At 77.0% G+C, this 12,735-nt stretch carries 12 protein-coding genes and 2 pseudogenes; 10 read left to right on the forward strand and 4 right to left on the reverse strand.

Annotated elements, in window-relative coordinates; all coding sequences use genetic code 11:
* Window positions 1-52: 52 nt before the first annotated feature.
* Entirely contained in the window at window positions 53-1,420 is a 1,368-nt protein-coding gene (locus AB0B76_RS54630) for a hypothetical protein (protein ID WP_360393008.1), read from the forward strand.
* Here the strand turns inward: AB0B76_RS54630 and AB0B76_RS54635 are convergent.
* The gene (locus tag AB0B76_RS54635; RefSeq protein ID WP_360393011.1) at window positions 1,390-5,604 is read right to left on the reverse strand and encodes a hypothetical protein; all 4,215 of its coding nucleotides are present in this window, start codon (window positions 5,602-5,604) and stop codon (window positions 1,390-1,392) included. The two genes, AB0B76_RS54630 and AB0B76_RS54635, sit on opposite strands and share 31 nt — an antisense overlap.
* 75 nt (window positions 5,605-5,679) lie before the next feature.
* Here AB0B76_RS54635 and AB0B76_RS54640 point away from each other — a divergent pair, with 75 nt between their 5' ends.
* Window positions 5,680-6,114: a hypothetical protein gene (locus tag AB0B76_RS54640; protein WP_360393014.1), complete on the forward strand. Its 435-nt coding sequence runs from the start codon at window positions 5,680-5,682 to the stop codon at window positions 6,112-6,114.
* A complete protein-coding gene (locus AB0B76_RS54645; RefSeq protein ID WP_360393017.1) occupies window positions 6,111-6,761 on the forward strand; it encodes a hypothetical protein in 651 nt (216 codons plus the stop codon). Before AB0B76_RS54640 ends, AB0B76_RS54645 begins: the two co-directional genes overlap by 4 nt.
* An 11-nt stretch (window positions 6,762-6,772) precedes the next feature.
* On the opposite strand, the gene AB0B76_RS54650 is transcribed toward AB0B76_RS54645, so the two are convergent.
* A complete protein-coding gene (locus AB0B76_RS54650; RefSeq protein ID WP_360393020.1) occupies window positions 6,773-7,258 on the reverse strand; it encodes a hypothetical protein in 486 nt (161 codons plus the stop codon).
* 147 nt (window positions 7,259-7,405) lie between these two features.
* Between AB0B76_RS54650 and AB0B76_RS54655 the strand changes: the two genes are divergently transcribed.
* Window positions 7,406-9,094: an ATP-binding protein gene (locus AB0B76_RS54655; protein WP_360393022.1), complete on the forward strand. Its 1,689-nt coding sequence runs from the start codon at window positions 7,406-7,408 to the stop codon at window positions 9,092-9,094.
* Window positions 9,091-9,726 carry a response regulator transcription factor gene (locus AB0B76_RS54660; protein ID WP_360393025.1) on the forward strand — a complete coding sequence of 212 codons (636 nt, stop codon included), beginning with the start codon at window positions 9,091-9,093 and terminating at the stop codon, window positions 9,724-9,726. Before AB0B76_RS54655 ends, AB0B76_RS54660 begins: the two co-directional genes overlap by 4 nt.
* On the opposite strand, the gene AB0B76_RS54665 is transcribed toward AB0B76_RS54660, so the two are convergent.
* The gene (locus tag AB0B76_RS54665) at window positions 9,716-10,354 is read right to left on the reverse strand and encodes a TetR/AcrR family transcriptional regulator (protein ID WP_360393027.1); all 639 of its coding nucleotides are present in this window, start codon (window positions 10,352-10,354) and stop codon (window positions 9,716-9,718) included. The two genes, AB0B76_RS54660 and AB0B76_RS54665, sit on opposite strands and share 11 nt — an antisense overlap.
* 59 nt (window positions 10,355-10,413) lie before the next feature.
* Between AB0B76_RS54665 and AB0B76_RS54670 the strand changes: the two genes are divergently transcribed.
* Together AB0B76_RS54670 and AB0B76_RS54675 are read left to right on the forward strand one after the other, a co-directional pair.
* Window positions 10,414-10,707, forward strand: a complete 294-nt coding sequence (locus AB0B76_RS54670) for a hypothetical protein (protein ID WP_360393030.1) — start codon at window positions 10,414-10,416, stop codon at window positions 10,705-10,707.
* Entirely contained in the window at window positions 10,707-11,495 is a 789-nt protein-coding gene (locus AB0B76_RS54675) for a class I SAM-dependent methyltransferase (protein WP_360393033.1), read from the forward strand. The genes AB0B76_RS54670 and AB0B76_RS54675 overlap by 1 nt, the downstream gene beginning before the upstream one ends.
* A gap of 212 nt (window positions 11,496-11,707) precedes the next feature.
* On the opposite strand, the gene AB0B76_RS54680 is transcribed toward AB0B76_RS54675, so the two are convergent.
* Window positions 11,708-11,869, reverse strand: coding sequence for a hypothetical protein (locus tag AB0B76_RS54680; RefSeq protein WP_360393041.1), 162 nt, complete (start codon window positions 11,867-11,869; stop codon window positions 11,708-11,710).
* Between AB0B76_RS54680 and AB0B76_RS54685 the strand changes: the two are divergent.
* The 3 genes and pseudogenes from AB0B76_RS54685 to AB0B76_RS54695 form a co-directional block, all read left to right on the forward strand.
* A pseudogene (locus tag AB0B76_RS54685) lies at window positions 11,805-12,056 on the forward strand (HEAT repeat domain-containing protein); the annotation flags it as partial. The gene AB0B76_RS54680 and the pseudogene AB0B76_RS54685 overlap by 65 nt on opposite strands.
* Window positions 11,947-12,366: pseudogene (locus tag AB0B76_RS54690) on the forward strand (hypothetical protein); the annotation flags it as partial. The pseudogenes AB0B76_RS54685 and AB0B76_RS54690, both read left to right, overlap by 110 nt.
* A 182-nt stretch (window positions 12,367-12,548) precedes the next feature.
* Window positions 12,549-12,735, forward strand: a 187-nt coding sequence (locus AB0B76_RS54695) for a HEAT repeat domain-containing protein (protein ID WP_360393036.1), incomplete at its 3' end; no start/stop codon positions are given.

Raw genomic sequence — 12,735 nt, forward strand, 5'->3', positions numbered from 1 at the left:
GTCCTGCCCGCCGTCCGGTGAGGGCGGCCCGCCGGCTGTTAGGCTGATGTCGATGGCTGACCTCCTGGTCGTCGTGCCCGGGATCACCGGCAGCGTCCTGCGTGACGCCGCCGGTCGTGACGTGTGGAACCTGTCGCCCCGCGCGATCGTCGGCGGGCTCACCGGGCTGCGCCGCACCGTCGGCGCGCTCCGGCTGCCGACCGGCATCGGCGACGCCGCCCCCGACGACCCGGGCGGGCTCAGCGCGGGCGGCCCGATCACCGGCTGGCACCTGTGGCCCGGATTCTGGGCCGGCGGCGGGTACGGCCGGCTGCTCGCCCACCTCGAGAGCGTCAACCCCGGCGGCGTGCGCGGGTTCGGGTACGACTGGCGTCTTTCGAACCGCCACACCGCCCGCCTGCTGAGCCGCCAGGTCGAGCGCTGGCTCGCCGAGTGGCGCGCGCGGCCGGGCAACGCCGGTGCGCGGGTCGTGTTCGTCTGCCACTCGATGGGCGGGCTGGTGGTCCGGTACCACCTGGAGGTGCTCGGCGGCCGCGAGCACGCCCGGCGCGTGGTCACGCTCGGCACCCCCTACCGCGGCGCGGTGAAGGCCATCTCGGCGCTGACCGGTGACGCGTTCGGCGGCCTGGGCGCCCTCGGCTGGGACGAGCCCCTGACCGAGCTGGCCCGCAGCCTGCCCGCGGTGTACCAGCTGCTGCCGACGTACCGCTGCGTGTCCACCGCCGGCGGGCCCGCCGGTCTCGACACCGTGAGCGTGCCCGGCGCCGACCCGGCGATGGTCCGCGACGCCCTGGCGTTCCACCGCGAGATCGCCGCCGCCGTCGCCGGCAACGGCCCCCCGCCTTACGAGCTCTACGCCTTCGCGGGCAAGATCCAGGCCACCGTGCAGAGCGTCGAGCTCGGGCCGGTCCGCCGGTACCGGCACGAGCAGGGCGGCGTCGACCACGCCGGCGACGGCACGGTCGCGCTGTTCTCGGCGGTGCCGCCGGAGTGGCCGAACACCGCGCCCGCGCTGCTGCACGCGGCCCGGCACGGCGGCCTGCCGGGCACCGCCGCGCTCCTCGACGCGCTGACCGACAAGATCCTGGCCCGGGACCTCGGCGGCATCCTGGCGCCGCCGTGCGAGCTCGGGCTGGACGTGCCCGAGGTCGTCGCGTCCGGGCCGGTGCCGGTCGCCGTGCGCGCCGACCGGGCCGACCTGCTCCTGCACGCGGTGCTGCGCGAGCCGGGCGCGGAGGGGCCCGACCCGTACGGCCGGGACACCGTCGCGGAGATCCGGCTCGACGCCGACGGCTCGGGCGGGTACCACGGCCGGATCCCCGCCCCGGAGGGTATCTGGCGGCTGGACGTCACGGCCGTCGCGGAGACGCCGCCGGTGACCGTCGGCGACTACGTCACCGTCGCGTCGGGCAGCTCGTAGACGGTCGCCCGGGCCTGGTCGGCCACGGCCAGCAGCGTGCGGCCGCCGTCGGAGCCGACCGTGAGCGCGGCGACCTCGTCGAAGTGCCCGACGACCCGGGCGTACCACTGGCCGTTCGTCGCGTCGTACAGCACGACCTCGCCGTCGAGGTTGCCGGTCGCGGCCAGCGGCCAGGGCTCGTGGACGCCGGCCGCGACGGCGGTGACCGCCCGGCCGGGCTCGCGCGACTGCACCGTGCGCCCCTCGGCCGCGCGCCGCGGATCGACCGGCCCGATCCAGACCCGCCCGTCCAGGAACCCGGCGACGAGGATCGCCGCGCCGGCGGCGTCGACCGTCGCCACGCCGGCGGCGTCGGCGAACCCGGGGCCGAGGTCGGCCAGGTGCTCGCCGGTGTGGGCGTCCCACAGGTGCACCGCGTCGGCGGCACAGCTCACGAGCACGGTGTCGTCGCCGATGCGGCCGAAGGCCACGGCCGTCACCGCGCCCCGGTGCGCCGGCACCGCCCGCCGGCCGAGGCGTAGCGCCAGCCGGACCCGCCGGGTGGCGACGTCCCAGAGCCGGACGTGCCCGTCGGCGGAGCCGGACGCCAGCACGCGCCGGTCGCCGAGCCGCCCGAACGTCAGCGCGCTGGTCCACGGCGCGGGCTCGGCCAGCGAGGCGAGCTCGGCGCCGGTGCGGGCGTCCCACAGGTACACCGAGTCGCTCTCGCCCGTCGCGAGCAGGGTGCGCTCGCGGAGGCGGCCGAAGGCCAGCGGCCGGCCCGGGTACGGCTCGCCGGCGAGGCGGAACAGGTGCTCGCCGGTGCGTGCGTTCCACATGCGCACCCCGTCGTCGGTGCTCGCGGCGAGCAGGGGGCCGGCCTCGGTCGAGCGCAGGGCGAGCGCCGTGACCGCGGTCGCGGCCGGCCGGTCGTCGGCGCCGAGGCTCAGGTCCCACAGGCTCACCGCCGAGCTCTCGTCCGAGACCGAGGCCAGCAGGCTCCGGTCGCTGACCGTGCCGAACGCGACGGTGCGCGCCGCGCCGCGGCTGCGCAGCCGCAGCCGCTCCTCGCCGGTGCGCGCGTCCCACAACACCAGCTGGTCGTGGCCCCGGCCGCCGGTCCAGGACCACACGGTCTGGCCGCCGGCGAGCACCGGGCCGTGCTGGCGGGAGCTGCCGAGGGCCACGCAGCTCAGGTGGCCGCGCAGCCGCAGCACCTCGCGGCCGCTGGCCAGGTCCCACAGGGCCGTGCCGTTGCCGCTGCCGGCGATCACGGCGCGCCCGCCGACCACGCCCCCGGCGGCCGTCCGCACCCATCCGTCGTCGTGCTCGAGCCGGTCGGTGAGCACGGCGCCGGAGCCGGTGTCCCACACCCGGACCCGGCCGCCCCCGCCGTCGACCAGGTAGACGCCGTCGCGGTGCTCGCCGAACCCGAACGTCGACGCCGGCCGGCGCAGGTCGGTGGGGCCGCCGGGCACGCGGTCGAGCGTCATCCGCAGGCTCGCGGCCGCGACGTCCCAGAGCTCGATCGTCTCGCCCCGGGCGCCCGCGAGCAGCTCACCGTGCACGGCGAGCTCGTCGAAGCCGGTCATGCCGGGCACCTGGGCCTCCAGCGCGGCGCCGGAGACGGGGTCCCAGAGCCGGACCCGGCCGCCCTCCTCGAGCACGGCGACGCAGGCGCCCGCGCCGGTCGCGACGAACGCGGCCGTTCGCGGGGTCCCGGCGAACCCGCCGATCGTGAGCAGCTGCTCGCTGGTGGCGGCGTCCCAGATGCGCACGGTGCGGTCGAGGCTCGCCGTGGCGAGCAGGGTGCGCCCGCCGACCGTCCCGAACGACACCGACAGGACGCCGTCGGTGTGCCCGGTCAGCGACAGCAGCAGCGGCCCGGTCGGCGTGGTCGACCAGAGGGCCCGGAACTCCCCGGCGAGCAGGCTGCCGAGCACGGCCAGGCCCGTCGGCTGTTCATGCAGCGCCACGTTGTGCAGCAGCTTCGCCCGGTGGTCCGGCTCGGTCGTGCGCAGCGTGTCCAGCGCGCGCCAGTAGAGCTCGGCGGCCGGGTTGGCGACCGAGCCCAGCGTGGCCAGCGCCCGGGCGAGGCGGTCGGGGTCGGCGTACACCAGCAGGCCGGCGTCGCGGATCACCTCCTCGATCCGCCCGGCCGCCGCGGCGTGGGTGGCGAGGTGGCGCAGCACGTACGGGTTGGCGATCGGCCAGGCGGGGACGCCGTCCTGGCGGACCGTCGCCAGCAGCCCGTCGACGACCAGCGACTGCACCCGCGCCGGGTCCCGGCCGCGGCGGAAGTAGTCGTTGTAGGACTGGTGGTACAGCCGGTAGACGGTCTGCCCGTCCTCGCCCGCCTCGATGAGGTGGGCGCCGGCGTGCGCCATGATCCAGTTCAGGTCGTGCTCGGTGTACGCGGACCCGGCCGGCCCGAGCGCGTCCGCCACGGCGAGCCAGACCTGCCGGCGCGGCAGGCCCGCCCCCTCGGCCCAGGCCAGCGCCCGCAGGAACACCACGACCCGCTGCATGTCGCTGCCGTAGCGGCGCAGGTCGGCCGCGAACACGTCGGCGAGGCCGCCGCTGAACAGCTCGCGGGCCTCGGTGCCGGTCAGGTCGAGCACGTCGGCGCGGCCGGCCAGCGCCCGGGCCAGCAGGCGGGCGATGAGGAACACGCCCTGGGCGGCGCGGCCGATCTCCTCGGCGGCCTCCTCCGCCGCCTCGGGCCGGTCCGCGTACGGCGAGCCCGGGGTCGCGCGCAGCCGCAGCCGGGCGTACGCGGCGACGTCCTTGCGCGTGTCGACGGTGTCGGCCAGGCGCACCGTGTGCTCGGCGGCGAGCGAACGCAGCAGCGGCCCGTCGGCGCCCGCCTCGAGCCCGGCGCGGTCCGGCCGGGTGCCGACGAGCACCCGCACGCCGTCGAGGTGGGCCAGCGGGCGCAGGAGGTCGGCGGCGATCGCGTACGTGTCGTCGGGCTGGGTCTCGTCGAGCGCGTCGACGAGGATGGTCAGGCGCCGCCCCGAGCGCCCCACCGCGGTGACGAACTGCTCGGCGGTGGCCCAGCCCGACGCCGGCAGCCCGGCGCCCGCGGCGATCTCGGCCGCGCACTCCAGGAGCGTCTTGTTCTTGGCGTGCAGCCCGATGTCGATCGCGCCGACGGGCGGGACGATGCCTGTCGCGCCGCCGGCCGCCTCGGCCGCCTCCCGGTACCGCGGCACCGACAGCAGCGCGATCCGGCCCAGGAGCGCGGACTTGCCGGTGCCGGGCGCGCCGGTGACCACCGCGAGGCCGTGCGGCGCGGTGCCCAGCCAGTCGACGAGCTCGCGCAGCTGCTGTTCGCGGCCGGTGAAGTACCAGCCGCGCTCGCCGACCTCGATCCCGCGGAACTTCGGCAGGAAGTGCTCGGCCACGTCCGCCGCGCGCAGCACCTCCGAGCCCGGGTCGAGCAGTGGCCGCGACGGCAGGTCCGGCTCGTGGTGCGGGTTGTGCAGCCAGCGGCCCATCGGCCCGCGGGTGGCGATGTCCGGCCGCTGCAGCGCGGACCCGTCGCCCATCACCATGCTCAGGGCGCGGGCGAACTCGTCGGCGCCGATGTACCGGTCGTGGGGGCCCCAGAGGTTCAGCTCCGGCCCGGCCGGCGGCCCGTCGGTGAGCAGCGTGCGGATCGCGGCCGCGAAGACCTTCTCCCGCGCCGTGTCGTAGCGCTCGGCGGAGGTGATGACCGCGATGCCGCGGGGCCGGCCGGAGACGCTGCGCCGCGCGTCGGCGGCCGCCTTGAACGCGGTGGCCAGCTCGTCGGCGCCGCCGCCGCTGTAGCAGGCGTCGACGAGGACCAGGATCTGCTCCGCGTCGGTGCGCGCCAGCCGGCGGCCCAGTGTCTCCATCGGGATCGCGTTGACGCTGTCCAGCCCGCTGCTCGGGCTGTCCCGGGCGGCCAGGTAGTGGCGCCCGTCGTGCTCGCCCTTGCCGTGGCCGGTCCAGTACAGCAGCAGCCGCCGCTCCGCGGGCTCGAACCCGCGCAGCATGTCGAGCAGGTCGGTCAGCAGCCCCTGGCCGGCCGGCGGGTCCTGGGTGGCGAACCCGAGTGTCTCCAGCAGTACCGCCGTCTCGGCGACCTCGCGGCGGCTGTGATCGAGCCCGGGGAGGTGGTCGTACCGATCGATGAGCACGACGGCGAGCCGTCCGTCGCGCTTACCGTCAGTGTCCACAGTGTTATCGTGCCGATTGACCGACAGACACACCAGCATTCCGTGTTATGCCGCTCCGACAGGTGGGTGGACCGCGTGACGTCCCGTCTCGATCACCTGCTGGCCGAGGTCGACCGGCAGCTCGGCGACGTGCGGGAACAGTCCGCCGCGCTCGCCGGACGGGCCGGGCTGCTGCTCGCGGCGGGCCTCGTCGGCGCGGTCGTGCTCGCCGCGGCCGGCGACGGCGGCGCCGTCGCGGTGCTGCTCCTCGTCGTGCTCGTGCTGGCCATGGTCGCGGGCGTCGGCGCGGTGGTGCCGGCGCTGGCGGTCGGGCCGGGCGCCGGGGCGCTCAAGGCCTGGGCGGTGGACGACTCGGCCGAGGACGGGCTGGCCGCGCTCTACGCCGCCAAGCTCCTGGTGCTGGAGGCGAACCGGCGGCGCCTCGTCTTCGCGTCCTTCGCCGTCTACGGCCAGGCCGCGGCCGCCCTCGTCGCCACGGTGCTCGCCCTGGTGCTGGCGGCGCGCCGATGACGTCGCCGGACCGTCTCGAGCTGACGCCTCAGGTGTGGCGGGCGGCGCGTACCGCCGTGGGCCGCGGCGCCCCGAGCCTCGCGCTGGGCACGTCGAGCCGCGCGCTGTCCGTCGCCGCCGAGCGCCTGTCGCACCTGACCGCCGACGAGCTGGGCCGGCCCGGGCCCGGCATGCTCGCCCGGCTCCTCGGGGCCGTAGGCGACGAGGGGTTCCACTTCCGGCGGCTCCTGGCCCGGGCCGGGGCGGGCGTCGGCCTGCTGGTCGCGCTGGCGCTGTTCAGCTTCGGCAGCGGGTCCGGGGCCCCGTGGGTCGTCATGCTCGGGGCCGCGCTCGCCATCGCCTCGGTGGGCGCGGCGATGCTCACCCTGAGGATGCCGGCCGGCCGGCGAGCGCCGTGGGACATGCCCGGCGTCGCCGTCGTGGCCGAGGTGTCCGAGCCCCCCGGCGATCGGCCGGAGGGCTCGGCGGAGATGGAGCTGGTGGTGGACGCGCCCGGGCTGCAGCAGGCGCGCTTCCGGGTCGAGGAGGTGGTGGCGGTGGACAGATGGCCGGAGCCGGGGGCGACGCTGCCGGTCCGCATCACCGGGCGCCGGGTCACGGTCGACTGGGACCGCGTGGTGGCGCCGGCCCCGGACGACGAGGCCTGAAAGCCGCGCGCTCAGCCGATCAGGCCGCTGATCGCGCCCGCGAAGACGGCCACGACGCCCAGGATCGCCACCACGAAGCCGATGATGCCGAAGGCGCGCGCCGCGCCCGGCTGCGGGTGCCCGCCCCGCGCGAGGCCCGCGAGCCAGGCCGCCGCGGCGCCCAGGACCGCGGGTGCCCCGGACCAGAACAGCGGCACGGTCACCAGGGACAGGGCGCCGAGCACGATCGCCCCGACGCGGGCCCGGGCCGGGTGCGGCGCCAGCGGGAGTCCGGCCGCGAGGGCGATGGCGAGCGCGGCCACGCCGACCACCGCGATGCTCACGATGCTCGCGATCGGGCCCTCGGGCCGGTGCGGGTCCTTGTCGGTGAACAGCATGTCGCCGAGCTGGAAGGCGATGTTGGCCACGGTCGACAGGGCGAACGCGCCGCCGACGAGCAGCGGGGCGGGCAGGCCGCGGGTCGTGGACGCGGGCCGGTCGGTGCTGAGAGCGGACATGTCGGTTGCCTCTCTGGGGGAGCGGGTCGGTGTGCACCCACCGTGCGGGCCGGGCCGTCCCGAGGGCCAGGCCCGCCGTGTCCCGCGCCGTCCCGGCGTGTCCCGCCGGTCTGTGGCGCCGCGCCCCCGCTGTAGCACTATGAACCCGTGACCGTTCCGGCGTCGATCCCCCGCGGGCTGTCGCGCGCCGTCGTGGTGGCGGGCGCGGCGACCGCCGTGGGCGTGGCGCCGGGCATTCCCGGGTTCGAAGGCGCGGTGATGCCGACCGGCGCGCTGTTCGGCTTCGGCTGGCCGGCGTTCGGGATCGTCGGCGCGCTGCTGCTCGACCGCGACTCCCGTTCGCGGCTCGGCTGGTCGTGCGCCGCCCTGGCCGTCCTGCCGGCCGTCGTCGTCGCGGTCGCCCTCGCGAGCGGCGGCGACCCGTCGCGGTGGGCGCGGGTCGAGCACGCCTGGACGGGGCTCGGCGTCGCCCCGGTCGTCGTCGCGTTCGCGGTGATCGCCTGGGGCCTGGACCGGCCCGCCGACCGGATGTCGCGCCGCCGGCTGGTGTGGCTCGTCGTGTGGTCGGCCGGGTTCGTCACGGCGGCGCTGCTCGCCGCGGCCGGGGGCGGGCCCCGGGTGGCGGCGACGGTCGAGGCGCTGGGCGCGGCGGCCATGGCCGGCGTCGTGTTCCGCCTGGCGACCGTGCGCGAGCTGCGCCCCGTCGACGAGCCGGTGCTCGACGCCGCCGTCGCGGTGCTCACGCTGCTGGCCGGGGCCGGCGCCGGGACCGCGGTGCGCGCGGTCGGGCAGCGGGCGGGGCTGCCCGGCGTGGACGTGTCCGGGGTGTTCGCGGCCGTCGTGGCGGCCGCCCTCGTCCTGCCCGCCGCGCTGTGGCTGCGGCGGGCGCTGCTGTCGCGACGGTACGGCCGCGGCACCCTCAGCCCCGCCGACGTCGAGCAGATCACCGCCGACCTGCACGCGGAGGCCGACGTCCGGGCGCTGCTGAGCAAGGCCGCCGCGATGATCGCCGCGGCGAGCGGGCACCGGCGGGTCGAGATCGTCATCGGCCCCGACGCGCCCGAGCCGCCGGGGCATTGGGTGTTGTACCCGCTGATCGTCGCCGGCACCCGCGCCGGCACGGTGTTCCTCGAGCCCCGCCACCCCGAGGGCCCCGAGCCGTGGCAGGAGCGCGTCGTGCGCCAGCTGCTGCCGACGGTCGCGCTGATGGCCCGGGCGGTCAGCCTCGCCGTCGAGGCCGACCACGCCCGGCGCGACGTCGCCCGCCACCGCGACGCCGAGCGCGCCCGCATCCTCGGCGACCTGCACGACGGCATCGGCCCGGTGCTCGCCGGCATGAGCCTGCGGGTGCGGGCCGAGCTGCGCCGGAGCCCGACCCCGCTGCTGGAGGCGCTCGCCGCCGAGCTGGCCGGCTGCCGCGGCGACCTGCGCCGGGTCGTGTCCGGGCTGACCCCGTCGGTGCTCGACGACACCGACCTGTCCACGGCCCTGGCCCGCCTCGTCGGTACCTTCACCGGCCAGGGCCCGTCCGTCACGCTGGACGACCGCCTCGAGACGCCCCTCGCGGCTCCCGTCACCGTCGCGGTCTACCGCACCGTGGCCGAGGGCCTGACCAACGCGCTGCGCCACGCCCGCGCCGCCCGGGTCGCCGTCGCCGTGCGCGCGACTCCCGGCGGGCGGGTGCTGGTGGAGGTGCACGACGACGGCGCCGGCGGCCCGATCAACCCCGGCGTCGGCCTCTCCTCGCTGCGGCGCCGCGCCGAGGAGCTCGGCGGCACCCTGGACGTCGCGGCCGGCCCGGACGGCACGCGCCTGCGGCTGGAGCTGCCGGCATGACGGGCGTGCTGGTGGTGGACGACCACCCGATCGTGCTCGCCGGCCTGGCCGCGCTGATCGAGTCCGACGGCGGCCTGGAGCTGGTCGCGGCCGTGCGCAGCGCGGCCGACGCGCTCGCGGTGACCGCCCGCCCCGACATCGCCCTGCTCGACCTCCGCCTGCCCGACGGCGACGGCATCACGTTGGGCGCGCAGCTCAAGCGGCGGTGGCCGGGCCTGCGAGCGGTGCTGTTCACCATGCACGCCGACGACCAGTCGGTGATCCGCAGCCTGGGGTCGGGCCTGGACGGGTACCTGCTGAAGGACTCCGACCCCGACGACGTCCTCGCCGCCATCCACTCCGCGGCCCGTGGCACCCTCGTGCTCGGCCGCGGCACCCAGGCGGCGGTCATCGCGGCCGCGGCGGCCGCCCCGCCTCCGGCCGCCCTCGCCGCGCTGGACTCCCGCGACCTGGAGATCCTCGAGCTGCTGGCCCAGGGCCTGCCGACGGGCCAGGTCGCGGCCCGGCTCTTCCTGGCCCCCAAGACCATCCGCAACCGCGTCTCCGACATGCTCGCCAAGCTTGGCGTGGCCACACGCGAGGAGGCGATCGCGCTGGGCCGTGCGGGCGGGCTCGGCCGGGCTAAGGCCTGAGAATCGCGGCGGCGACGGTGTCGACGTACCAGCGCTCGTACCGCTGCGGGCTCCACCCCCGCCGGCGCACCAGCCAGTCGTAGTTGCGGATGTCCATGGCGAGCCACAGCACGTCGGCCGCCGACTCCACGTCGTGGTCCGGCCGCAGCTCCCCGGTGGCGGCGAGCTCGGCGGCGAACCGGCCCATCCCGTGGCGGCGCTCGTCCGTGTGCTTGCGCCAGATCTCCGCGGCGTCCGGGTCGGCGCTCGCGGCCCCGGCCAGCGCGATGATCACGTCGGCGACGCGGGCGTTCGTCGCGGACAGGTGCCGGGCGTAGCGGGCCAGCTTGGCCCGCGGGTCCGGCAGCGCCGCGATCTCGGCGACGAACGCCCGGTCCGGCAGCGCCACCGGATCGTCGTCGCCCGCGATCGTGACGTCGACCATCTGGGAGAGCAGCTGCCGCTTGCTGCCGAACACCGCGTAGACGGTCTGGACCGCGACCCCGGCCTCGGCGGCGACCGCGGTGAGCGGGGTGGCCGCGTACCCGGGCTCGACGAACAGCTTCGCGGCCGCGGCCAGGATCGCGCGCCGGGTCTGTCTTGCCTGCTCCTGTCGCCGGGCCGACTCGTACCGCCGCTTGACAACCACGGCTGGAGTGTAGTGCTCTATTGGATAGAGTGTCACTCTACTAAACGGAGGTGGTGGCGATGCCGTTCGGTGTCGTGCAGGACATGCCCGGGGTGCGCGAGGCGGACTACCGGATGGTCGAGCGCAACCTCGGCCCCGACCGGCCGCCGGGGCTGCTCGCCCACGTCGCCGGCCCGGTCGACGGCGGGTGGCGGATCGTCAACGTCTGGCAGGACGAGGGCTCGTTCCGCCGGTTCCAGTCCGAGCGGCTGGTCCGCGCGGCCGGCCTCGCCGCCCAGGAGGACGGGTTCGACTCCGCGCTGGCCGCCGGGTTCCGGGTCATGACGGTCGACGGCGACGAGATGCCGTTCTGATGACCGCCTTCTGGGCGCAGGCCGCGCCCGGCTGGGTCCGCCACGCCGAGCGCACCGACACCGTCGGGCGCCCGCTGGGCGCGGCGGCGATCGAACGGCTCGGGCCCGCGCCCGGCCGGGTGGTCGACGTGGGGTGCGGGTGCGGCGGCACGACGGCCGAGCTGGCGGCGGTCGGCGTCGACGTCTCCCCGGAGATGATCGCCGCCGCCCGCCGCCGCTTCCCGCACCTGGAGTTCGTCTGCGCCGACGTGGAGACGCTCGACGAGATCCCGGGCGCCCCCTTCGACGCGGCGTACTCCCGCAACGCGCTGATGCTGCTCGCCGACCCCGTCGCGGGCTGCACGGCGATTCGCCGCTCCCTGCGCCCCGGCGCCCCGCTGGCCGCGATGGTCTTCCGCGACATGGCCGCGAACCCGTGGCTGCCGGCGGCGCTGCTCGGCGCCGCCCCGCACGTCGGCGCGCTGCCACCGCTGCCGGTGGGCGACGAGCCGGGCCCGTTCGCCTGGGCCGAGCCGGGCCGCGCGCGGCGCATCCTCGCGGCGGCGGGCTTCGACGGCATCGAGGTCGAGCCGGTCGACGTGGTGCTGGAGTCGCCCGACGAGCCGGGGACGGTGGCCGAGTGGCTGATCGAGCTCGGGCCGGCCGGCGCCGCATACCGGGCCGCACCGCCGGAGGCCCAGGCCGCGGCCCGGGACGGAGCGGCCCGGCTGCTCGCCCGGTACCGGGGACCGGGCCCGGGCCACCGCCTCCCGGCCGGCCTGTGGCTGGTCACCGCCCGCGCCAGGTGACGGGGAGGACCGTCACTCCCGTTCTGGTACCGCCGCCGGGGTCTCATGGTCAGCTGGGTCACCGGCTCGGCGTTCGCCACGCGGATCGCGGCCCTGCTGGCCACCCCGCAGGAGCGCATCGAGGACCTGCTGGACGAGCAGCCCGGCGGCGTCGACGACCGGCGCGCCCGGCACGCACTCATCGCCGGCCTGGCCGAGATCGCCGGGCAGCGTTACCGGCCCGGCCGGCCGGCCGTGACGAGCCGCCGAGCCCGTGTGGCGGCGTTGCTGACCGCCCGGGCCAGGTCGGACCGTGCCGGCGAGATCCGGCTGGCGGCGCTCACCGCGCTGGTGGTGAACTTCGGCGCCGAACGGGCGACGACCCAGCTGCTCATCGAGTTCCCGGATGATCCGTACCCTGAGCTTCGGCTCGCCGCCGTAGGCACCCTCGGTGGTCTTCGCGAGCCCACTGATGCGGTCCGCGCCGTGCTGTTCCAGGCGGCCACCACGGATCCGGACGGACCGGTGCGCCGGGCCCCGGTACAGGCCCTCGGTCCGGACTCCCGGCGATCGGAGACCAGGCTTCTGCTCATGGGACTCGTGCGCGACGATCCGGAAGCGGGCGTGGTCGAGGCGGCGGCCACTGGCCCTGCTCGATGCCGGCACGGTCGGCGAGGTCCGGGCTCTGCTGCTCGCGCGCGTGGGGGCCGAGACCACCGACCCGGTGCGCCGGTGCGTGCTGCGGCTGCTGGCCGAGCACTTCGCCGGCGACCCGCGCAGCCGCGACCTGATCATCCGGCAGGCCGCCGAGGAGGTCGACGCCGTCGTGCGGCTGGCCGCCGTGCGGGCCCTGATCCGGCTCGGCGCCTCGCCCGAGGTCCACGACCGCCTGCTCGAGCGCGTCCGCGCCGACGACGAGCCGCAGATCGTGCGGGAGAGCGCCGAGGCGCTCATCGAATGGCCCTCCTACCGTGACTGGGTCTTCCGCCAGTTGCGGCACCGCTCGCAGACCGACAACTATGCGGGCGCCCAACGGGCCGCGCTGGAGACGCTGATCGCTTCCCGCCGGCCGAGATGCTTGACGTGCTCCGGGACCGCGTCACCCATGACCCCGACCCGCAGGTGTTCCGCATCGCCGCCGAGAGTCTCGGCCCGCTCGCCGACGCGGGGGAGATGCGCACCGCGCTGCTGGCCCGGGCCGCGGACCCCGACCCGGCCATCCGCCGCCAGGCGTGCCAGGTGCTGGGCGACGGGTTCGGCG

It is taken from the genome of Dactylosporangium sp. NPDC049140 (assembly GCF_040648435.1).

Coding starts and splice junctions, on each gene's coding strand:
- AB0B76_RS54645 (WP_360393017.1), top strand. CDS start 6,111: ATGACGTCGCCGGACCGTCTCGAGCTGACGCCTCAGGTGTGGCGGGCG.
- AB0B76_RS54660 (WP_360393025.1), top strand. CDS start 9,091: ATGACGGGCGTGCTGGTGGTGGACGACCACCCGATCGTGCTCGCCGGC.
- AB0B76_RS54650 (WP_360393020.1), bottom strand. CDS start 7,258: ATGTCCGCTCTCAGCACCGACCGGCCCGCGTCCACGACCCGCGGCCTG.
- AB0B76_RS54675 (WP_360393033.1), top strand. CDS start 10,707: ATGACCGCCTTCTGGGCGCAGGCCGCGCCCGGCTGGGTCCGCCACGCC.
- AB0B76_RS54630 (WP_360393008.1), top strand. CDS start 53: ATGGCTGACCTCCTGGTCGTCGTGCCCGGGATCACCGGCAGCGTCCTG.
- AB0B76_RS54680 (WP_360393041.1), bottom strand. CDS start 11,869: ATGAGCAGCTGGGTCGTCGCCCGTTCGGCGCCGAAGTTCACCACCAGC.
- AB0B76_RS54670 (WP_360393030.1), top strand. CDS start 10,414: ATGCCGTTCGGTGTCGTGCAGGACATGCCCGGGGTGCGCGAGGCGGAC.